This is a genomic window from Bacteroides sp. (genome assembly GCA_036351255.1).
GTDB lineage: Bacteria > Bacteroidota > Bacteroidia > Bacteroidales > UBA7960 > UBA7960.
Genome location: JAZBOS010000044.1, coordinates 1 through 21,255, shown reverse-complemented (window position 1 = coordinate 21,255; position 21,255 = coordinate 1). Strand labels below are relative to the sequence as shown.

Genomic DNA, 21,255 nt, shown 5'->3' with positions numbered 1-21,255 from the left:
GGGATTTTCCCTAGCATCTTAGGGGTTTAGACGGTGTTTAGTCGGTTTAAACCGTGTAAACACCGTCTAAACACCGTTTAAACCCATACCCTGATCCCCACTTGAAAGGGCCCCGGCCCCTCCCCTTAAACCTGCCAAAGTCTTGCCAAGGTCTTCTACGGCAAGGCCTCATCAGAGCCTGACAGGAGGAATGCACGAGCATGGTAAGACCGTGGTATAATGGGCAATGAAAAATGAAAAATGAAGAATTTAAGACAGGGATTGATGCTCAAAAAAAGGAGAGGATTCTTTGATCTCAGATCAACGATTAACGATTTTTGATTTATGATGGTTGGGGCTGGAACCTTAAACATTGAACCTTAAACCCGGAACCCGGAACTCCAAACCCCTAACCCCGAACCTCAAACCTTTATCCAACGGTCATTTCTCCCCGAAGGGGGGTCTGGAAGTATTTTTTCAAACGGTCGCTGGAGTAGTTATTCCCCAGGAGGTACATCAGTTTGGTAACAGCCGCCTCGGTGGTCATATCGTAGCCGCTGAGGACGCCCAGCTTTTGCAGGCCCTTGCCTGTTTCGTACTTGCCCATCTGCACGGCGCCGCCGCGGCACTGGGTGATGTTGCAAATCAACAATCCGTTTTTGATGGCCTTGCCAATGGCTTCCAGGAACCAGGGGGCCGTCGTGGCATTGCCCGAGCCATAGGTTTCCATCACCAGGGCCTTCAGGCCGGGAATACCCAGGATGGATTCCACCACCCTGGGGCTGATTCCCGGGAAGAGCTTCAGGATGGCGATGTTGGTGTCGAGGCTGGTAAAGATGCGAAACTCCTGCTCCTGGGGCTGATGGATGGACGGGAAGTCGTATTTGATCTCGACACCTGCGCGGGCCAGCACAGGGTAATTCACCGAGCGGAAGGCCTCGAAGTGCTCGGCATTGAACTTATGGGTGCGGTTGCCACGGTAGAGCTGGTATTCAAAATAAACACACACCTCGGGCACAATGGCACGGCCATCCTTTTTGGCTGCGGCGATCTCAATGGCGGTAATGAAATTCTCCTTGCCGTCAGTACGGATCATCCCGATGGGCAGTTGCGAGCCGGTAAGGATGACTGGCTTCGAGAGGTTCTCGAGCATAAAACTCAGGGCCGAAGCGGTATAGGCCATGGTATCGGAACCATGCAGAATGACGAAGCCATCGTATTGTTCGTAATGTTTCTCGATAAGCTGGGCCAGCCTGACCCATACCTCCGGGGTCATATTGCTCGAGTCGATGATGGGGTCAAAGGAGATGCTGCTGATCTGGCACTTGAACTTTTTGATTTCGGGGATCTGTTCGGTGAGGTGCGCAAAATCGAAAGGATTCAGGGTTCCGGTGGCGCTGTCTTCGACCATGCCGATGGTGCCGCCGGTATAAATGACCAGGATGGATGAATTGCTGCTCATTGCAAGAGATATTATTCAGTGAAATTTTTAAGTCGGAAAAGATTGATGGCGTTGCGTGTGGTCGCTTCGGCCACCTCCGCAGGAGATGTCTGTTTCAGTTCGGCCACTTTCCGGCCAATAAGCGGGATGTAAGCGCTCTCGTTGCGTTTGCCGCGATGGGGCACTGGCGAAAGGTAAGGCGCATCGGTCTCCAGAATGATGTGCTCAAGGCCCACCTCCTGCACCACGCGGGCCATGGGGCTGTTTTTATAGGTCACCACCCCGCCGATGCCCAGCAGGAAGCCCAGTTCAATGGCTTGGTGGGCTTGCTTTTCATCACCGGGGAAGCAATGAAAAACGCCCCTGAGCCCGCTTCCGCGGAAAGGCTCGAGCGCCTCAAAGATCTCTTCCAGTGCTTGGCGCGAATGGATCACAAGGGGCAGGTCGTATTGGATGGCCAGCTCTGCATGTCGCTGAAAAACAATCACCTGCTGTTGATAATAGGTCTTATCCCAGTAAAGGTCGATGCCCGTTTCACCCACCGCCACAAAGCCGCCTTTGGCAAGCCACTCCTCAACTTCAAGTATCTGCTGCGCATAATCTTCTTTCACGGAAGTGGGATGAAGGGCCATCATGGGCAGGCACAGTCCGGGGTAAGCCTCGGCATCGCGCATCATCGGCCCGATGGTCTTTTGATCGACATTGGGCATCAGCAGGGGCCTGACGCCAGCCTCCACCGAGCGTGCTATCATTGCCGGCCGGTCTTTATCAAATTCGGGCAAATAAATATGTACGTGGGTGTCGATCCAGTTCATGGCGCAAAATTAGGATAAAATACGGGATTAAGCATTCCCCGAAAGGGGGATTCAGAAACTTGAACGCATCCGGGGCAAGGTCAGGACAGAAAAAATTCGTATTATTGTCAGGCTTTGAAACACATACCCCGGCAATTATCTTAACTCAACAATAAAACCAAACATGATGAACGAAGAATTAATGAAAGCCTCCGTTATCGGCCTGCGCGATGCCATGGGCCTGAAACCCGAAGAAACCCTGCTGATCGTGACCGACGAAATCAAGCGTGAGATCGGCCTGGCGCTTCACGAAGCTGGCAAGGAGCTGTGTAAAGAAAGCATGCTCATCGAGATCCGCTCGCGTGAGATCAACGGGCAGGAGCCCCCTGCCGCAGTAGCTGCCATGATGAAGATGGTTGACGTGGTGGTTTGTCCCACGGCCAAATCACTGACCCATACCGACGCCAGGCGTGAGGCGGTAAAGGAAGGGGTACGCGTGGGAACTATGCCTGGAATCACCGTCGACATTATGTCGCGTTGCCTCAATGCCGACTTCGACAAGATCATTGACATGACCCATTTCATTGCCGACCAGTTGAAGGGAGTTAAGGTCATCCGTGTAGTGACCAAAGCGGGCACCGACATCAGCATGCCGGTGGAAGGCCGTATGATCATCCCCAGCACGGGTGTCCTGCGCGAAAAGGGACAAAGTGGCAATATGCCCTCGGGTGAAGTTTACCTGGCGCCCGTTGAAGGGCAATCGAACGGCAAGGTAGTGATCGATGGCTCGATGGCTGGCATCGGGATGATCAGCACCCCCATTGCCGTGCAGGTGGTGGATGGATTTGCCGAAGAAATCACCGGTGGCGAAGAAGCCCAGCGCCTCATCGCCCTGCTCGACAAGTCGGGACGCGAAGCCCGCGCAGTGGCTGAGTTTGGCATTGGCACCAACTACAAGGCAAAACTCACAGGACAAATCCTGGAAGACGAAAAAGTGTTTGGCACCATTCACGTCGCCTTTGGCAACAACATCACCATGGGAGGGACCATTGCAGTGAACAGCCACCTCGACGGACTGGTCAAGCAGCCCGACGTGTATTTTGATGAAAAGTTGATCATGAAGGAAGGAAAACTGCTTAATTTCGAAGTTTAAAATGAAAAAATAAAAGTGAAAAATGAAAAATGTCCCCCATGGATTCATTCTTCATTTTTCACTTTTCACTTTTCATTTAATTAAATTTTTCCTTCACTCCTTTCAGCATCACTTCGGTCATTCGTTCCAGGTCGAAGGTAGCCTTGAGTCCCCAGTCGTGGGTGGCAACGCTATCGTCAATGCTCTGGGGCCAGCTTTCGGCAATGGCCTGGCGGAAGTCGGGGTTATAGGTAATTTCAAACTCCGGGATGTGTTTTTTGATATGGTTCGCCACCTCTTTGGGGCTGAAACTTATACCAGCCACATTATAGCTTGAGCGGACGGAAATCTGAGAGTCATCGGCTTCCATCACGCCAATGGTGGCCTTGATGGCATCGTCCATGAACATCATGGGCAGATAGGTATCTTCTGCCAGGAAGCATTCATACTTTCCGTTGCGGATGGCTTCGTAAAAGATCTCAACGGCATAATCGGTGGTGCCGCCACCGGCTTCTGTCTTGTAACTGATGAGGCCGGGATAACGCAGGCTCCGGGTTTCCACACCATAACGCTCGAAATAATACTGAAGCCAGCGTTCACCGGCCAGCTTGCTGATGCCATACACGGTATTGGGCTCCATCACGGTGAACTGGGGCGTGTTGACCTTGGGTGTGGTGGGGCCGAATACGGCAATGGAGCTGGGCCAGAAAATCCGCTTAAGGTTGAGTTCACGGGCCATCTCAAGCACGTTGAGCAAGCTCTCCATATTGATATGCCAACTGGCCAGAGGCTTTTTCTCGGCGTTTCCCGAAAGGATGGCAGCCAAATGATAGATCTGTGTGATCTTGTTGCGGCTTACGGTGCCAAACAGGCGGTGGGTGTCGAGCACATCAAGGATCTCGAAGGGGCCGCCCTCGGTGATCTCTTTACTGGCTGGCTTGATATCAGTAGCCACCACGTTTTCGTCGCCATACAATTTTCGCAGTTCCAGGGTCAGTTCTGAGCCGATTTGCCCGGCACATCCTATTACGAGAATCTTTTCCATATAAAGGTGAGTTTGTGAGTGGGTGATTTTTGCGGCAAAGATAGGAAAAGTGGGGAGATGGAGAAAGACTGGGGAGTGAAAAAGAGTTGTTATGGCTGGCAGGGTTGTCTTAGTTGTCATTGTTGCGTAGGTTGCATGGGTTGTATTGATTGATGGGTAATGGGGTAAAAAAGCAAGGGTGGCTTGTTATGAAAATTTAGCTTGTTTAGGCGGGGCATTTTCGCTAATTTTGCTGATTGTCTGATAAGAAAAAAAGGATGGACAGTTTCATTATTTCTGCAAGAAAATACCGGCCGGTGACTTTTGATACCGTTGTTGGTCAAAAATCAATTACCAACACGCTGAAAAATGCCATTCGCAACGATCACCTGGCCCAGGCATTCCTGTTCACCGGCCCCCGTGGGGTGGGGAAAACCACCTGCGCCCGCATTCTTGCCAAGACCATCAATTGCGAGAACCTCAACGAGAAGATAGAGGCCTGCGATCAGTGCGAGCCGTGCAAGGCCTTCAACGAATCGAGCGCCTTCAACGTGCACGAGCTGGACGCCGCCTCCAACAACTCGGTAGATGACATCCGCAAACTGGTGGATCAGGTACGCATCCCCCCGCAGATCGGGAAATATAAAGTGTATATCATCGACGAGGTGCATATGCTCTCTCAGGCTGCCTTCAACGCCTTCCTGAAGACCCTCGAAGAACCGCCCAAATACGCTAAGTTTATCCTGGCCACCACCGAGAAACACAAGATCATCCCCACCATTCTTTCGCGCTGCCAGATATTCGACTTTGCCCGCATCACGGTAGACGACATTGCCAAGCACCTGCATTTTGTCGCTGAGAACGAAGGCATCAACGCCGAGCACAACGCCCTTCACATCATCGCCCAGAAAGCAGATGGCGCCTTGCGCGATGCCCTCTCCATCTTCGACCAGATGGTGAGCTTTTCAGGCAACCACCTAACCTACAAGCAGGTGATCGAAAACCTCAATGTGCTCGATTACGACTATTATTTCAGGGTCACCGACATGCTTTTGCAGGGGCAGTCGACAGAGATCTTGCTGCTGATCAATGAGATCATTTACAAGGGCTTTGAAGGCTCGGAATTCATTGGCGGCTTTGGCGAACATTTGCGCAACCTACTCATCAGCCAGAACCCAGCCACCGTGCAGCTTATTGAAGTCAGTGACGACATCCGCGAGCAATACCTGAACCAGTCCAAGGCCTGCAGCCCCGAGTTCCTGCTGAAAGCCCTGGAGATCAACACCCAGGCGGACCTGAATTACAAGGAAAGCAACAACAAACGCCTGACCCTGGAACTGGCCTTGCTGCAAATGGCAGCACTGGTGAAAAAAAAAAGCCCTGATCTGATCGAGGAAAAGCCCGAGCTGGTAGCCCCGGGAGCCACCCCCAGGGCAGCGGCACCTAGCCCTGTGGTAGCTGCACCGGCAGCGTCTTTGGGTGCGAAATCCGCAGAAAAACTCGTCACCGAACCTTTGCCTTCTTTCTCTGAGGCACAGCGCGAAGAAGAAGAGCCTGCTGTTCCATCAAGGCCTACCATTGAGGAAAAGCCTGTACCTGCCAGGCAGGCCTACCGGCCCCTCAGCCTGAAAATCCACGACAAACCTGAACCGGAAGCTGAAGAGGATGAAAAGGAAGAGATCATCGAAGATCAGCCACAGGATTCCATATCCCTCAACCAGTTTCTGGAAGCCTGGAAAACCCTGGCCAACACTTTTAAGGAAGAAAGCCAAAGCCTGCATGTGGCCATGACCAATTACGAACCTACCATCAACCCGGCTGGAATGATCAAGCTTAAGGTCGATAATGCCATTCAGGAGAACCTGATCCACGAACGCAAGGCTGAGTTACTTGGATACCTGAGAAAAGAACTGAACAACTATGCCATACAGCTGGAAACCAGTATTATGGAAAACCAGCAGCAACAGAAAGTTTATCTCCCGAAAGAAAAGCTGGAAAAATTCATTGAAAAAAATCCAGAAATTGAAAGATTACGGAAGGATTTAGATCTCGATTTAATATACTAACACGTAATATTTTTATAAATTTGCGCCTCTAATCGGGACAAATCAAAGAAATAACCCAATAATTCACTTTTGTAAACTTAATTCCAATCATGAAAAAGATCAGTTTAAGCATGCTATTGGGCCTCATGTCACTGGTGTTGTTCTCCTTCACCAGTAAGGGTCAGGACATCCGTATCGATTTTACGGAATACACCCTCGACAATGGCCTTCACGTTATCCTGCATCAGGATAACACTACGCCAAACGTAGTGGTGAATATTATGTACCATGTGGGGGCAAAGAATGAGAGCCCTGACCGCACGGGGTTTGCACACCTTTTTGAGCACCTGATGTTCGAAGGTACCAAAAACATCGGCCGCGGAGAATTTTCAGAAATCGTTGAAAAAGCAGGAGGAACCCTGAACGCAGGAACCAGCTTCGATTACACCTTGTATTATGTAATGCTTCCCTCCAATCAGCTTGAGCTGGGCCTTTGGCTGGAATCGGAGCGCTTGCTGCATCCCAAGATCGACTCCATCGGTATCGCAACCCAGAAGAGTGTTGTGACCGAGGAGATGAAGCAGACCCGCGACAACCAACCTTACGGACGCTTGCTGCACGAAACCCTTAAAAGGGCCTACAGCGTTCACCCCTACCGCTCAGATATCATCGGCCAGGATGAACACGTCCGCAATGCCACAGATGAAGATATCCTGAATTTCCACGATATGTTCTATGTGCCTAATAATGCTGTTTTGGTGGTTTCGGGCGACATTGAAGTTGAGAAAACCAAAGAACTGGTTAAAAAGTATTTTGGTGACATTCCTAAAGGAACAAAAGAGATTTACCGTCCCAGCATTGTTGAGCCATTCCGCACAGCAGAGATCCGCGATACGGTATATGACAATGTTCAAATGCCCATGATTATCCAGGCATATCCACTGCCGGCCCAGGGTACTAAAGACTACTATGCCATGGAGATGTTAAGCTCATTGCTGTCAAGCGGACAAAGCAGTCGCATGTACAGAAGACTTGTAGACGAAGAGCAAACGGCCATGATGGTCAATGCCATTCCTTTAGGGCTGGAAGATCCCGGCCTGAACATCGTTCTGGCCTTTCCAAATATGGGCATTGATCCAGAAGTGTTGGAACAGGGTATCAATGAGGAACTTGAAAAAGTTAAAAATGAACTGATCACCGAGGAAGAAATGCAGAAACTCAAAAATCAGTTTGAGAGCCGATTTGTGAATAGCAATACTACCATAGCCAGCAGGGCTAACAATCTGGCCAACTATTATACCTTTTACGGGGATGCCAACAGGATCAATACCGAGCTGGATAATTACCTTGCGGTGACCCGCCAGGATATTCAGCGTGTAGCCAACGAATACCTGAAGGAAGAACGCAGGGTGGTATTGTATTATATGCCCAAAGCCCAATAAATTAGCAACCATTGAAAGAATAATGATATGAAAAAGATTTTTTCGTTCCTGTTTTTAAGTTTTATCATTGCATTATCGGTTAGTGCGCAACTTGACCGCAGCCAGCGCCCTGAACCGGGCCCCGCACCAGTGATCCAACTGGGTGATTTCGATACCTTCACCCTGAGCAATGGCCTCCAGGTGATTGTGGTCGAAAACCGCAAAGTACCTGTTGTTTCATTTCAGCTTTCCCTTAACATCGACCCCATCATGGAAGGGGATGCCACTGGCTATGTGGATATGGCCGGCACTTTAATGAGCGAAGGCACTAAGAACCGCAGCAAACAAGAAATTGCTAAAGAAATTGATTTTATCGGGGGTAACCTCAGCACTTTTTCTACGGGAATGTTCGGCTCTTCCCTGAAACGTCATCAGGCAACCCTCCTGGATCTGATGTCCGACGTGCTGATGAACCCTACTTTCCCTGAGGAAGAACTGCAGCGCAATCTTACCCAAAGCAAATCGGCGCTTGAGGTCAGCCGCAATGAAGGAAACTTTATTGCAGGCAACGTGGCAAGGGTTGCTGCCTATGGTTCAAACCACCCTTATGGGGAGGTGACCACTCCGGAATCGCTCGACAACATCAACAGGGATTTATTGGTGAATTATTATCAAACTTACTGGAAGCCCAATGTGGCCTATCTGGTGATCGTTGGTGACATTGATAAAAAGGAAGCTAAGAAACTTGCCAAGAAATACTTTGGCAAATGGAAAAAAGGCGATGTCCCCGAAATGACTTATCCCACCCCTGTTGCTCCCGAAGGAAACCGGGTGGCTATTGGTAACCGTGCCGGCGCGGTACAGTCAATGGTGTATGTAACTTATCCTGTTGAACTGACTCCCGGCCATCCCGACGTCATTAAAGCCAATGTGATGAATGCAATCCTGGGCGGCGGAGTCTTCTCCGGACGTCTGATGCAAAACCTGCGCGAAGATAAAGGTTATACTTATGGTGCCCGCTCCAACCTTTCGCCCGATGAAGTGGTAGGACGGTTTACCGCAAGCACCGAAGTCAGAAACAGCGTTACCGACAGCACCGTGGTAGAAATCCTGGGCGAGATGAGACGTCTGATCAGTGAACCTGTTTCAGAAGAAAGCCTTCAACAGCTTAAAAACTTCATGAACGGCAGTTTCGCGCGTTCGCTGGAAAGCCCCCGCACCATTGCCAACTTCGCCCTTAACATCAAACGCTACAACCTGCCCGAAGATTATTATGCCACCTACCTTGAGAAGCTGGCTGCAGTTAGCGTGAGCGACGTACAGGCCATGGCTGCAAAATACCTGAAGCCCGACAACGCCATCATTGTGGTGGCTGGCAATCGCGATGAAGTGGCTGGCAGTCTTGAAAAGTTCAGCACCACCGGCAGCGTTGAGTTTTTTGATGCCTTTGGACGCCCGGTAGAGGCACCCAAGGCTGTTACCGGTGAGGTCAATGCCAAACAGGTTATTGCAGCCTACGTTTCTGCCATTGGCGGATATGCAAACGTTGAAGGGGTGGAAGACGTTACCATTACCATGACCGCCAACGTGCAGGGGATGACCATTGAAGCCGTAAACAAGCAGAAGTCTCCCGACCTTTTCTACTCAGCGATAAGCATGGGTGGCAATATCATCCAAAAGCAGGTTTACGATGGCACCCGCGGAAAAGTAAGCGCCATGGGCCAGTCGCAGGATATTACCGGCGACGCGCTCACAGAACTGAAACTCCAGGCTGCCCTGTTCCCTGAATTGCGCTATGATGAACTGGGGTACCAGATGGAATTAGCTGGAATTGAAGATCTTGACGGTCAGGAGGCTTACCGCATCCGCTTCACCAGCCCCAGCGGCTCGGTGCGCAACGAATATTTCAGCGTTGAAAACGGGCTGCGCCTTAGCACGCAAATCAGCCAGGAGTCACCAATGGGTGACATGACCGTGGTGACCAATTATGCTGATTACCGTGAAGTGAACGGGGTGTTGTTCCCCTTTACCATAAAACAGCAGCTTGGCCCCCAGATGCTCGACATGAAAGTAACCAGCGTTGAGGTCAATACAGGCCTTGGCGAAGACGCCTTCCTGGTGGAATAAGGTTTAAGAATCGATATAAAAGAGCGTCCCAGACTTTGGGGCGCTTTTTTTATTCATCCGCCTTAAAAGGGTTTTTGCAGAAACCACATATCTTTATACCTTTGAACAACAACCCGCTACCTCACGGGTCAACAAAGGCATCATTACATGACAAAAACCAAAAAGAGCCTGGGCGAAAGGATTCTCAAAGGGATCCATTTCCTGGAGAAGGATATTTGGCAGATTCCCCTGCGCGAGCTTCCACGCCGTAAATACGTGCTCATCAAGCATCTCAGGATATTCATGCTGGCTTTAAGGGGCTTCAACGAAGACAAGGTGGCCATGCGGGCCTCTGCCCTCACCTATTACACCCTTTTCAGCATCGTTCCTTTCGTGGGTCTTGCTTTCGGTATTGCGAAAGGTTTCGGCCTCGACGCCTTTCTGGAGAATCAACTGGAAACAGCATTGTCAGGCAGGGAAGAAGTGCTTCACTGGATCCTCAGCTTTTCCAAATCCATTCTGCAGACCACCAGTGGTGGCCTGGTGGCAGGCGTGGGCCTCATCATCTTGCTATATACCATCTTCCAGGTGATGCGCAACATTGAGCTTTCCTTCAATGACATATGGCAGGTCAACAAAGCGCGCGACTGGACCCGCATGCTGAGCGATTACTTTGCCATGATGTTCATCACACCCCTCTTCCTGATCATGTCGAGTGCGGCAACGGTGTTTATTAACACCCAGGTCAGCCAGTTCAGCAACAATCTTGAGTTTCTTAGTTTTTTAAGCCCGGTGCTGCTTTTTCTGGTCCGGCTGGTGCCCTATCTGCTGATCTGGCTTATGCTTTCCATCCTATACATGGTGATGCCTAACACCAAAGTGAAATTCAGTTCAGCCCTTGTGGCAGGTATCATTGCCGGTACCCTCTTCCAGCTGGTACAGTGGGGATATATCTTTTTCCAGATCGGGGTTTCACGCTATAATGCCATTTATGGTAGTTTTGCTGCCCTGCCACTGCTGCTGATGTGGATGCAGATCAGCTGGCTTGTGGTTTTGCTGGGTGCCGAAATTTCCTATGCCTACCAAAATGTCGAGAACTATGAATTCGATGTGGAGTCGCAAAATATCAGTTTTCTGAACAAGCAGATCATCTCTGTATACGTGATGCTTATGCTGGTCAGCCATTTCAAGAATGGCCTGCCGCCGCCCGATAGCTCGCAGATCGCCCATAAGCTTGAAATTCCCAACAAACTGGTGCGCTCTGTTTTGAACGACCTTGGCGATGTGAACCTGGTAAGCGAAGTACAACTCGAAAACAACAAGGACACTGGCTATCAGCCTGCACTCGACATCAACCAGATTTCTCTGCAACTGGTGCTTGAACGCCTCGAAAGAAGGGGTATTGACTTTATGGTGGTGAAAAAGACCAAATCCCTTGAACAGATCAGGGAGGCCTTGACGGCTATCGGGAAGAAAATTGAGACCTCAGATCACAACCTGCTGCTGAAAGACCTGGAATCAATCGAAGCTTAACCTTTTATCACGTCTGCCCTCATAATTCCTGAACCAGGCAAAGAGTGCGATGAGTAAAACCACGCTTACCAAAACATAATATATGGTGCCCGCCCCCATTCCCACCTCTTCAATGTCTATTTTGATGTAGCCGTTAAAGTGCAGATAATAAAAGATCACGGCTGCTGCATTGTTAAAGAAATGAGCAAAGACCGGCACCCAGATATTGCGGCTCCAGACGAACATATATCCCAGCAGCAGGCCAAGCAACAGGCGTGGAAGGAATCCGAAGAACTGCAGATGCATAGCGCTGAAAAGCAAGGCAGAGGCCCAAACGGCAAGGTGCATATTTCCAAACCACTGCTTCAATACCCGCAGCACAATGCCCCGGAAGATAAACTCTTCGCCAATGGCCGGAATGACGGCGATCATAAACAGGTTGAACAACAGGGCCTGCCACGAACTCACATCCAGGAACATTTTAGTCACCTCCTCGGCCCCTTCTTCGGCCGTACGCATCCATTCCTCCAAACCTTCAAGAAAAGGTGGCAGATCAAGCTTCAGGTTTACCTCCATCAAATAATTGACCAATGGCAGGGCGGCGAGCATGATCACGGCAGATATCAAAAGCGACTGCCAGAAGGGACGTTTCCATGCCTTAAGATACAGCAAGGGCCGGCGCCCCACCAGGAAGGCAAAGGCCAGTGCAGGAACCACAAAGAGGCCAATGTGGCTCAGGGTCTGGAAATACCTGCTGAAGTTAAGGTTCTCGCTCAGATCGAGCCCCTCACCCTGGAGCACCAGGCTGGTGATATCCTGCCCGAAAAATGGAATGGCTACAAGCAAGCCAATAATCAAGGTGATGAATATACCAGCAAGGGCCAGCAAGGCCAGTAAGATCAGTTTTGCAGCAGGATGTGCCCCGCCCAGTACTCCCCTGTCTTCCATGTGAACGTTTTAGTTTATTTTTGTAAGCTTTACGGGCGGTAAAAATACTAAAACTTACTGAATATCTTGAAAGCCACAACTGAGCCATATAACATTCTGCAGCCACGCAAATTCGGCACTGTCAGCTTCAGGCGGCAGCCGCTGATCCTGGCGCCCATGGAGGATGTCACCGATCCCCCGTTCCGCATGCTCTGCAAGGAAATGGGTGCCGACTGGGTCTATACCGAGTTTATCTCTGCCGACGGCCTGATCCGCGATGCGGACAAAAGCCTCCAGAAACTCGACATTAATGAAGCAGAACGCCCTGTAAGCATCCAGATCTTTGGGGCCCATATTGAAGCGATGGTAGAGGCTGCAAAGGTGGCAGCAAGTGCCAGGCCCGATTTTGTCGACATCAATTTCGGCTGCCCGGTGCGTAAGGTCGCTTCCAAGGGCGCTGGCTCAGGCATCATGAACGATGTGCCGAAAATGGTGGAGATGACCCGACGCATCGTTCAGGCCATCAACCTGCCCGTTACCGTGAAGACCCGCCTGGGTTATGACCAGAAAAGCAAGAACATCGTGGATATTGCCGAGCGCCTGCAAGACTGTGGCATTGCTGCCCTGGCCATCCATGGACGTACCCGCTGCCAGCTTTACGGGGGGCAAGCCGACTGGAGCCTCATCGGGGAGGTTAAAAACAATCCCAGGATGCACCTCCCCATCATTGGCAATGGCGACATCATCCATCCTGAAATGGCCCTGAAAGCCCTGAACGACTATGGGGTGGATGGCATCATGGTGGGAAGGGCGTCCATAGGCAATCCCTGGATATTCAGGGAGATCAGCCAATACCTCGATGCCGGAAAGATCCCCCCACCCCCCGACATGCAGGAAAGGCTTGCTATCTGCCGGAAACACATCGAAAAGTCGGTGGAATGGAAAGGTGAAAAGCTGGCCCTGTTTGAAATGAGGCGACATTACAGCCACTACTTTAAGGGCATATACAACTTCAAGCCTTACCGGATGCGGCTGGTCACCGCTCCCAGTCTTGAAGCATTGTATAGCGTGCTTGATGAGATTGCAGCCACAGATTTTACAGCAGATCATCCAGCTCGGGACGGAGCTGGTAATGCCAGTTAAACAGGTCGGCCACCTTCAGCTTCGTCAGGTCAAGCCACACAGCCTTCAAACCCGCTTTCCTGGCCCCTTCCACGTGTTGCAGTGAATCGTCAATAAACAGTGTCTCCGCTCCCTCCAGCTCATTCTCCCTCAGTATCAGCTCATAAGCTTCTCGTTCAGGCTTCCTGAAACCAATCCGGTATGAAAGATAGGTCTTCTCAAACAAGTGATCGATGTCGTCAAGACCCAGACTTTCCTTAAGATGTTGCTGAAATACGGGGTAATTGATGGCATTGGTGTTGCTCAGCAGGAAGAGGCGGTAATGGCTCCTGAGGCCCTCGAGCAAGTCGATGCGGTGGGGCGGAAAATCGAGTAGCATAGCATTCCAGGCATCATCAATCTGCTGGTCGCTAAACTGCATCCCTGATAAGCGGCGGATTTCATTGCGAAAGCCTTCCGGGCTGATCTCTCCCCGGTCGAAACGGTCGAATAAATGATTTTGTGAAGCCTGCGAAAATAGCCTGTCAAAATCCTTTATGCCAAGGTTTTTAAATGCATCGAGGGATGCCTGGTAATTGATGTTGAAAAGTACCCCGCCCAAATCGAACACGATGTTGCGGATGTTTTCCATAGCGCAAAAAAAAGCAAAAATGTTGGAGTCAATCGGGTTAATTGCGTAAATTTGCAGACCCAAATCAAAAGGCAAAGATACGCCTTTTCCAGGGCCCATAGCTCAGTTGGTTAGAGTAGCTGACTCATAATCAGTTGGTCGCTGGTTCGAGCCCAGCTGGGCCCACAGAAAATCAGCCACTTCGCAGCTTAAACTGTAAGTGGCTGTTCTTTTTTGGGTCTCTCCTATTCCTTCCCAATCATCACCTCGGTCGACTTAATGACCGCAAACACCGTATCACCGGCTTTCAGGTCAAGCTCCTTTACACTGTCGATGGTGATCATCGAGTTGAGGATGTTGTCGTTGCCAATGTCCACCTGAACTTTGGCCATTACGCTTCCGATCACAATATTGGTAATGGTCCCCTTGATTTGATTACGTGCACTCAGTTTCATTTCAATCTTTTTTTTGATAATTATAAAGGATAAACAAGTGGAGGAGGGAAAAAGTTCTTTATACGCTTTGCCCAATTTAGGATCCCTCCGAACTGCCTGGCTGGATTTCCTTTTGGTTTATCTCTGACCATAAAAGGTATAAATATTTTAGGGAGAAAAGGTTCTTACAACAGGATACAAATCCAGAAAATACCCCTTATCATTTTTTAAAAACCAGGGACCTCGCTCATAGTTAATACGGAGTTTATTCGGTATAAACCGTACAAACTCCGTATTAACTCCGTATTAACTATTAGAATGGTATGATTTTTCAACCTTCCTGCAATGATCCAAATCTTTATCACAAACAGAAATTTTAATCGGGATATTTGACATAAAACATTGTTTATTAATTATCTATGAAATAAATAAACAGCCTTGACATGAAATCTTCCAAGAAAAAATGCCATTCTTGCGGTTATTTTTCCAAAAGCTAAAACGAATCCAGATAGTAAGCCGGGAATTAAAAAACCTGGGCGCTTAAAATACTCCGGATTTGGGATTATAAAAAATCTTTCAGATGTTTCAGCAGCATTTCCCCGGCATCATCGAGGCTGTGGCCGAAGGTGATGATGCCTTCGGGATGCCCGCCCATCAACAGGATCTTTTCCTTTTCCAGGGCGCTTTCGCGGAAAATAAGCAGAATCTCACGGGCCATGGCGGGAGTGCCGTAACTTACTTCTATGCCCGTAGTGGGAAATTTTTCAATAAGGAAATTCCAGGCTTGCGGGTGGTGCACATGAATGACCGCTTGGGTTTCGGGCGAGGCTTGATAAATCACCGCGTGCGAAAGCGACTCGGAAGAAGCTATGACGGGCCCCCTGCATTCAAGGCTATTTTGCTCAAGGTCGAATGCATTCACCCACACAAAATGCCGCTCATCAAGTATTGGAAGTCCGCCGGTGGCCGAGCCGGTGATGACAAAGCCCTGAGCGGGGTGGCGGATGCTGAGGTTTCCAAAACCGATGCCATTGTCGTACATCCCGATCAGGCCAAGGTCATACAACTTTTGTCGCCAGGAGTTCAGTTCATTAAGCATCTCACCGGGCAAGGGATCGGCCTTTATCCAATGACAATTGAACTTGATGTAGCCTTCGTCCATATCAGTGTTTCCTTTCGGGAAATAAAGGGAGGATGCTTTGTTTGTCGGGCTTGCAGATGCCCCTTTCGGTAATGAGGGCGGTGACCAGTCGTGCGGGGGTGACATCGAAGGCATAGTTTGCGGCGGGACTGCCTTCGGGGGCCAGCAAAACTTTTTTTATGTCCCCATCACAAAGCCCCTCAATATATTTCACTTCCTCAGCGCCCCGCTGCTCGATGGGGATCTGCCGCAGCCCATTTTCCAATTGCCAGTCAATGGAAGAAGAAGGCAGGGCTACATAAAATGGAATCCCGTTATCCTTGGCGGCCAGGGCCTTCAGGTAAGTGCCTATCTTATTGGCGACGTCGCCCGTATGGGTGGTGCGGTCTGAGCCGACGATGACCAGGTCGACCATCCCGTGTTGCATCAGGTGTCCGCCGGCATTGTCGGTGATGATGGTATGAGGCACCCCCTGCTGCCCCAGCTCCCAGGCGGTCAGGCTGGCGCCCTGGTTGCGCGGACGGGTCTCATCGACCCAGACGTGGACACCAATTCCCTTTTCCAGGGCCGCATAAATGGGCGCGGTGGCCGTGCCATAATCCACAAAGGCCAGCCAGCCGGCATTGCAGTGGGTCAGGATATTCACAGGGGCTCCGGCTTTTTTCCGGCTTATTTCCTCCAGGAGGGGTAAGCCCCGGGTGCCGATCAGGCGGCAGCTCTCCGCATCGCTGTCAGCAATGGCCTTTGCGGTCTGTAAGGCAATGGCCCTTTTCCCGGAAGGGGTCCCCCCTGCCTGCAGGGCTTCCAGTTGTTGCGCTACTGCCCAGGCAAGGTTAACGGCTGTGGGGCGGGTAGCGTTCAGACGTTCAGCGGCCTCCTTCATGTAAAGGTCGAAAGAAACATCTTCCGGGGCTTCCAGTGCGGCCAGGTACATTCCGAAACCTGCGGCGGCCCCAATAAGGCCTGCACCCCGAACATGCATATCACGGATGGCGATCAGGACATCCTTCAGCGAGCGAAGGTCCTCCACTACAAATCGGTGGGGCAGAAAACGCTGGTCGATGGCCCGGATCACCCGTTCGTCGGTTTCACTGACCCAAATCGTGCGATAATGTGTCCCGTTTACATTCATAACCGGAAGTTAACATTTGTGTTTCAAATCCCTTTCATGGCCAGCCAATGCGGGGCTTATTCATCTTCGGCAAAAGTCAGGACATAGTGGTTGTTGTCGAGGATGGAAAACTCGGTAGCCCCGTAAAAAGTGGTCTCCAGCCCTTTCAGGACGGTCACCTGATCTTTGATGCTCTCAAGGAATTCCCTGATGTTTTTCACCTTGATGTAAAACAGTAAGGAGCCGCCATCCTGGCGGCTTATTTCGGGCAATTCTTCACCCAGGCTTTCGAAAGTCTGGAACATTAAGGTCACTTCGCCCCAGGTCATCATCGCCCATACCAGGTCACCGGATTCGGGCACTGTAGCCGTAAGGCTGAAACCCAGCTTCTGGTAAAAGGCAATGGTTGCGGGCAGGTCTTTCACAAAGATGTTAGGAGAAATGCTTTCCATTTTGGTCATATCATCGTTTGTTTACAAAATTGAAATTGGCGGATTCAGAAAGCCCCGAAATTTGAAGCCCGGGGAAGGCATCCAAAAGAAAGAACGGGCTCAGTCAGGAAAATGGAAAAGATTGCCAAACTGACAGCCTAATAACAAATATAGGGATAATTGGCATCCGCTTCTGATTTGGGCACTGTATTTGCCTTTGAAGGAAATAGCATATAGCCTTAATCAAAGGCCGGAACCCTGAACAAATGGCGCTTTCGGCTTGTTGACCATTCAATATAAATAAACTTGCCTTCAATGAAAAAATCCCTGTTCATTCTTGCTTTTATCATCATCGGGCTGGTTCAAACCGGCTGCAAGGAAGTTGGCAAAACCTCGTCCAATAACCAATTACCTGTGGGCGACACCAGCCGCAACGCCCTCGATTGGCAAGGCACTTATTTCGGCATCCTGCCCTGCGCCGATTGCGAAGGCATTGAAACCGTCATCAGGCTGGCCTATGACAACACCTATGTAATGCAAACGAAATACCTGGGCAAGGATGAGCAGGTCATCGAAACCAGGGGCAGTTTCACCTGGAATGAAGCAGGCAGCAAGATCACCCTCGATCAGGCTGAGGGCGCTTCCGTTTCAGGCCATTACCAGGTGGGGGAAAACCAGTTATTTCATTTGGACCTCGAAGGCAATCGCATCACCGGCGAACTGGCAGCCAACTATGTACTGCCCAAAGTGACTGAAAGCCTTTCCGGAAGGACCTGGAGGCTCATTGAAGTCAAAGGAACCCCTTTTGAAATGAAGGATGCTTACTTCCACATTCCCATCCTGATCTTCAACGAGGAAGAAGGCCGTTTTGCGGGCAATGCAGGCTGCAACAACCTGATGGGAAGCTATGAACTGAATGACAGCAATGGCATCAGGATGTCAGAAGTGGCTTCCACCCTAATGGCTTGTCCCGATATGGAACTAGAGCAAACATTCCTTGAACTGGTAAAATCAGTTGAAACCTATCAGCTTGGCTGGGACACCCTGAGCCTGAGCGGGAAAAAGGACGCTCCCCTCCTGCGCTATGCGGCTGATTACCTTTTGAAAGTCCAATAATTTTTCAGGCTTCATTACCTTTACGGAAAAAAATTTTATGAAAAACCTGCTTCTTTCCTTTTTCCTTATGCTCTTTGCATTTGTTTCCTGTTCTGATGACGATGGGCCGGATGTACCGGAAGGGCCGGTGCTGGAAATCAAAGGCGCGGATATTTCTTTCCTTCCCGAGGTGAGGCAAAGCGGTGTGGTGATTCGCAACGCCGACGGGCAACAGGAAGATATGCTGGTTACCCTAAAAAATGCCGGGGTGAATGTCATCCGCCTGCGGCTTTGGAAGGATCCGGAAAGTCCTGCCTCAGGCTTTGCCACGGTAAAAGCCCTGTCGCAGGAAATCAAAGAAATGGGAATGAAAGTGATGATCGCCCTGCATTACAGTGACACCTGGGCGGACCCAGGGCACCAGACCAAGCCCGCGCAATGGGAAGGCATCACATACGAACAACTGAAGGATAGTGTTTATGCCTATACCGCGATGGTGGCCAGTGAGATCCAGCCCGAATACATCCAGATCGGCAACGAGATCAATGGCGGGCTGTTGTGGCCCGAAGGGCGATATGACCAGCCTGAACAGATGCGCGAGCTGATCAACCGCGGTATACAGGCCGTCAGGGATCAAAGTCCCTCCTCAAAAATCATCCTGCATTATGCCGGGCATGAATACGCCAGCAATTTTTTCTCAAACTTCACTTCCCTCGATTACGACATCGCAGGGATATCCTATTATCCCTACTGGCACGGCAAAGATCTTATTGCCTTGCAGGCCAGCCTCACTGAAATCGCCAACCAGACAAGTAAACCCGTTTTCATTGCCGAGACCGCCTACCCCTTTACGCTGGAGTGGAATGACTGGACCAACAATATAATCGGGCAAAGCAATCAACTATTAAGCGAATTTCCTGCCACCCCCGAAGGTCAGCAGGCCTATGTAAAGCGTATCAAGGAGCTGATGCTGGATGTGGAAGATGGCCAGGGATTTTGTTACTGGGGCGCAGAATGGATCAGCTATATGGGTGAGAACTCCACCAATGGCTCCACCTGGGAAAATCAGGCCTTCTGGAATTTCAGCAACAGGGCACTTCCCGTTCTTGAGATATTTGCAGATTAACTATTCTTGATGAATTACCTTGTTGAAATGAAGCCAAGGTTATTTTGAAAAAAAGAAGAGGGTCACTTCTTTAGGGAAGGCCTCTTCTTTTTCAGGGGAAACAAGGAACGGGAATTCAATTATTCTTTCTTCTCTTCTTTTTTCTCTTCTTTCATATATTCCTTTCCATCGGCATGAAAAGTCCAGGTAAAAAGACCCTTTTCTTCAGATCTCATCATTACCTTATAAATCTTTTCACCATTTGGCAATACTTTTACCTCTGCAGAAACCAGAGTTACATCTGGTTGGCCATTTTTGGCCGCTTTGGTAACAGCATCGGGAAGGAGGCTTACATCTATTTCAGTAAAACATTCCCTGTCCTGATAAGCCTGAGATTGTTCCTGAAAAGACTCGTTGGAAAAAGCATCGAAAGCATTGGAAGCTAGGCCTGTTAAACCGGTTAAAACCAAAACCGCGAAGGCGAAAACAATTTTTTTCATAACGCTAATTTTTAAGTTATTAATCAGGTTCATTAATCATTCACAAGAAAAGACTGTGCCTTAGCGAAAAAAAATCTGAGAAAATTGATCTGGCTGGAGTCCAACATCTTAGGTGCTCCCTTTTTCTGACAATTATTTGCACAAGAATCAATATTGTAGATTTTCCTTCCTGAATTGATGAAATAATTCCCACAATACCGCTAATTATCCTCATTAAAAGAAGGCAGTTTAAATTGAAACCCTTGATTTTCAATACAGGAGATAAAACAGGCAAACTATTTGCAAGAAATAGCAATGTTTAGAGCAAGTTATCGATACAGATAAGGTGTTTGATATTTATTCCTTAAATTTATTGTCTTGGGTGCTGAATAATCTATTGAAAACAAGTTAATGCTATGGATAACCAAACCAAGGGTGAAAAACACATCAAAGCAAAAGTATTACTGAGCTATGTGGTGATTGTTATCCTGATTTCATCGATTCTTTACTTTTCTTTCAGTAGTTTCAGGCAACTTACCCAATCATCGGATGCCCTGGCCCGGCCTAACCCCCGCATTGGAATGCTGCACGACATAATCTCTTCCATATATCAGGCGGAGAGCAATATCAGGTCGTACACCCTTGACGAGCAGGAAGTTCACCTGGACGAATACTTTGAAGAACTTTCAAGGATAAATGAGATGGTTGATTCCTTATATGAATTGGCCGCAGAAGATGATTTCTTTTTACAAACCATTGATTCTGTTAACATCCAGTTACTGAACAAAACAAAATTACTTGAGCAGTTTATCGAACTCAAAAAACAAGACCAACGGTCGGTCTTCTATGAAAAAGCCATTGATGAGATTATCCTGGTTACTGAAGAACCCCCTTTAGCCGGAACGCCTGATCAAAACCCCGTTAACCAGATTGCCCTTGATTCACTCAGCTATTCCCCGGAAGATATTAAACAGGAAAAGAAAAACTTTTTTGCCAGGTTAAGAGACTTCTTTTCCAGACCCAGAGAGGACAATAAAATCACGGATGAGGAAACGCAAACAGAAGGGCAAGTTTTAGCCCAACAAATTCCTCAGGAAATAAGCACAGACTCCACCCTAACCAATTTCAGGGATCAGGAAGAACTTCGACAAGCCATTGAAAGCACACTGACAAGTTTAGACCAGTCAAGAATTGAAAACCAAAGACACCTCCAGCGGATGGAAAACAACATCCTGTTGGAAGACAAAAAAGTAATGGACCGGATCTGGGAATACGTTACCATTCTTGAAAATTATGAAAGTGGCAATGCAATGAAAGTGGCTGAAGAAGCACATTCGACGGTTAAT

General features: G+C 49.3%; 19 protein-coding genes and 1 tRNA gene. 10 read left to right on the top strand and 10 right to left on the bottom strand.

Features of this window, described 5'->3' with window-relative positions:
- Positions 1-409: 409 nt before the first annotated feature.
- Both V2I46_03900 and V2I46_03895 read right to left on the bottom strand, forming a co-directional pair.
- Positions 410-1,441, bottom strand: coding sequence for an asparaginase (locus V2I46_03900; protein ID MEE4176633.1), 1,032 nt, complete (start codon positions 1,439-1,441; stop codon positions 410-412).
- A gap of 11 nt (positions 1,442-1,452) precedes the next feature.
- The gene (locus V2I46_03895) at positions 1,453-2,235 is read right to left on the bottom strand and encodes a TatD family hydrolase (protein MEE4176632.1); all 783 of its coding nucleotides are present in this window, start codon (positions 2,233-2,235) and stop codon (positions 1,453-1,455) included.
- Positions 2,236-2,401: 166 nt separating this feature from the next.
- Here V2I46_03895 and V2I46_03890 point away from each other — a divergent pair, with 166 nt between their 5' ends.
- Positions 2,402-3,367 (top strand): aminopeptidase, encoded by a 966-nt coding sequence (locus tag V2I46_03890; GenBank protein MEE4176631.1) that lies wholly within the window; start codon positions 2,402-2,404, stop codon positions 3,365-3,367.
- Positions 3,368-3,443: 76 nt separating this feature from the next.
- Here V2I46_03890 and V2I46_03885 read toward each other — a convergent pair whose 3' ends face one another.
- Entirely contained in the window at positions 3,444-4,391 is a 948-nt protein-coding gene (locus V2I46_03885; protein MEE4176630.1) for an NAD-dependent epimerase/dehydratase family protein, read from the bottom strand.
- 257 nt (positions 4,392-4,648) lie between these two features.
- Here V2I46_03885 and V2I46_03880 point away from each other — a divergent pair, with 257 nt between their 5' ends.
- The 4 genes from V2I46_03880 to V2I46_03865 all read left to right on the top strand — a co-directional run bounded on the left by V2I46_03880 (position 4,649) and on the right by V2I46_03865 (position 11,475).
- Complete coding sequence (locus V2I46_03880; GenBank protein ID MEE4176629.1) at positions 4,649-6,436, top strand: DNA polymerase III subunit gamma/tau; 1,788 nt, start codon at positions 4,649-4,651, stop codon at positions 6,434-6,436.
- Positions 6,437-6,525: 89 nt separating this feature from the next.
- Positions 6,526-7,857: a pitrilysin family protein gene (locus V2I46_03875; GenBank protein ID MEE4176628.1), complete on the top strand. Its 1,332-nt coding sequence runs from the start codon at positions 6,526-6,528 to the stop codon at positions 7,855-7,857.
- Between the two features lie 27 nt (positions 7,858-7,884).
- Entirely contained in the window at positions 7,885-9,963 is a 2,079-nt protein-coding gene (locus tag V2I46_03870) for a pitrilysin family protein (protein MEE4176627.1), read from the top strand.
- A gap of 147 nt (positions 9,964-10,110) precedes the next feature.
- Entirely contained in the window at positions 10,111-11,475 is a 1,365-nt protein-coding gene (locus V2I46_03865) for a YihY/virulence factor BrkB family protein (protein MEE4176626.1), read from the top strand.
- Here V2I46_03865 and V2I46_03860 read toward each other — a convergent pair.
- On the bottom strand, positions 11,461-12,402 hold the full coding sequence (locus V2I46_03860; protein MEE4176625.1) for a CPBP family intramembrane glutamic endopeptidase: 942 nt from the start codon (positions 12,400-12,402) through the stop codon (positions 11,461-11,463). The genes V2I46_03865 and V2I46_03860 overlap by 15 nt on opposite strands.
- Before the next feature lie 96 nt (positions 12,403-12,498).
- Between V2I46_03860 and dusB the strand changes: the two genes are divergently transcribed.
- Entirely contained in the window at positions 12,499-13,524 is a 1,026-nt protein-coding gene (dusB, locus tag V2I46_03855) for a tRNA dihydrouridine synthase DusB (protein MEE4176624.1), read from the top strand.
- On the opposite strand, the gene V2I46_03850 is transcribed toward dusB, so the two are convergent.
- On the bottom strand, positions 13,478-14,134 hold the full coding sequence (locus V2I46_03850) for an HAD family phosphatase (GenBank protein ID MEE4176623.1): 657 nt from the start codon (positions 14,132-14,134) through the stop codon (positions 13,478-13,480). The two genes, dusB and V2I46_03850, sit on opposite strands and share 47 nt — an antisense overlap.
- A gap of 91 nt (positions 14,135-14,225) precedes the next feature.
- Here V2I46_03850 and V2I46_03845 point away from each other — a divergent pair.
- Positions 14,226-14,299, top strand: a tRNA-Ile gene (locus V2I46_03845).
- A 59-nt stretch (positions 14,300-14,358) separates the two neighbouring features.
- On the opposite strand, the gene V2I46_03840 is transcribed toward V2I46_03845, so the two are convergent.
- The 4 genes from V2I46_03840 to V2I46_03825 form a co-directional block, all read right to left on the bottom strand.
- The gene (locus V2I46_03840) at positions 14,359-14,568 is read right to left on the bottom strand and encodes a TOBE domain-containing protein (GenBank protein ID MEE4176622.1); all 210 of its coding nucleotides are present in this window, start codon (positions 14,566-14,568) and stop codon (positions 14,359-14,361) included.
- A gap of 541 nt (positions 14,569-15,109) precedes the next feature.
- The gene (locus tag V2I46_03835; GenBank protein MEE4176621.1) at positions 15,110-15,709 is read right to left on the bottom strand and encodes a class II aldolase/adducin family protein; all 600 of its coding nucleotides are present in this window, start codon (positions 15,707-15,709) and stop codon (positions 15,110-15,112) included.
- A 1-nt stretch (position 15,710) separates the two neighbouring features.
- A complete protein-coding gene (mtnA, locus tag V2I46_03830) occupies positions 15,711-16,820 on the bottom strand; it encodes an S-methyl-5-thioribose-1-phosphate isomerase (GenBank protein ID MEE4176620.1) in 1,110 nt (369 codons plus the stop codon).
- Positions 16,821-16,876: 56 nt separating this feature from the next.
- On the bottom strand, positions 16,877-17,260 hold the full coding sequence (locus tag V2I46_03825) for a VOC family protein (GenBank protein MEE4176619.1): 384 nt from the start codon (positions 17,258-17,260) through the stop codon (positions 16,877-16,879).
- A 285-nt stretch (positions 17,261-17,545) separates the two neighbouring features.
- Between V2I46_03825 and V2I46_03820 the strand changes: the two genes are divergently transcribed.
- Both V2I46_03820 and V2I46_03815 read left to right on the top strand, forming a co-directional pair.
- The gene (locus tag V2I46_03820) at positions 17,546-18,346 is read left to right on the top strand and encodes a copper resistance protein NlpE N-terminal domain-containing protein (GenBank protein MEE4176618.1); all 801 of its coding nucleotides are present in this window, start codon (positions 17,546-17,548) and stop codon (positions 18,344-18,346) included.
- A 37-nt stretch (positions 18,347-18,383) separates the two neighbouring features.
- Positions 18,384-19,451: a glycosyl hydrolase 53 family protein gene (locus V2I46_03815; protein ID MEE4176617.1), complete on the top strand. Its 1,068-nt coding sequence runs from the start codon at positions 18,384-18,386 to the stop codon at positions 19,449-19,451.
- A gap of 119 nt (positions 19,452-19,570) precedes the next feature.
- Here the strand turns inward: V2I46_03815 and V2I46_03810 are convergent, their stop codons facing one another.
- Positions 19,571-19,930, bottom strand: coding sequence for a hypothetical protein (locus V2I46_03810; protein ID MEE4176616.1), 360 nt, complete (start codon positions 19,928-19,930; stop codon positions 19,571-19,573).
- Positions 19,931-20,325: 395 nt separating this feature from the next.
- Between V2I46_03810 and V2I46_03805 the strand changes: the two genes are divergently transcribed.
- On the top strand, positions 20,326-21,255 hold a 930-nt coding region (locus V2I46_03805), incomplete at its 3' end, for a CHASE3 domain-containing protein (GenBank protein MEE4176615.1).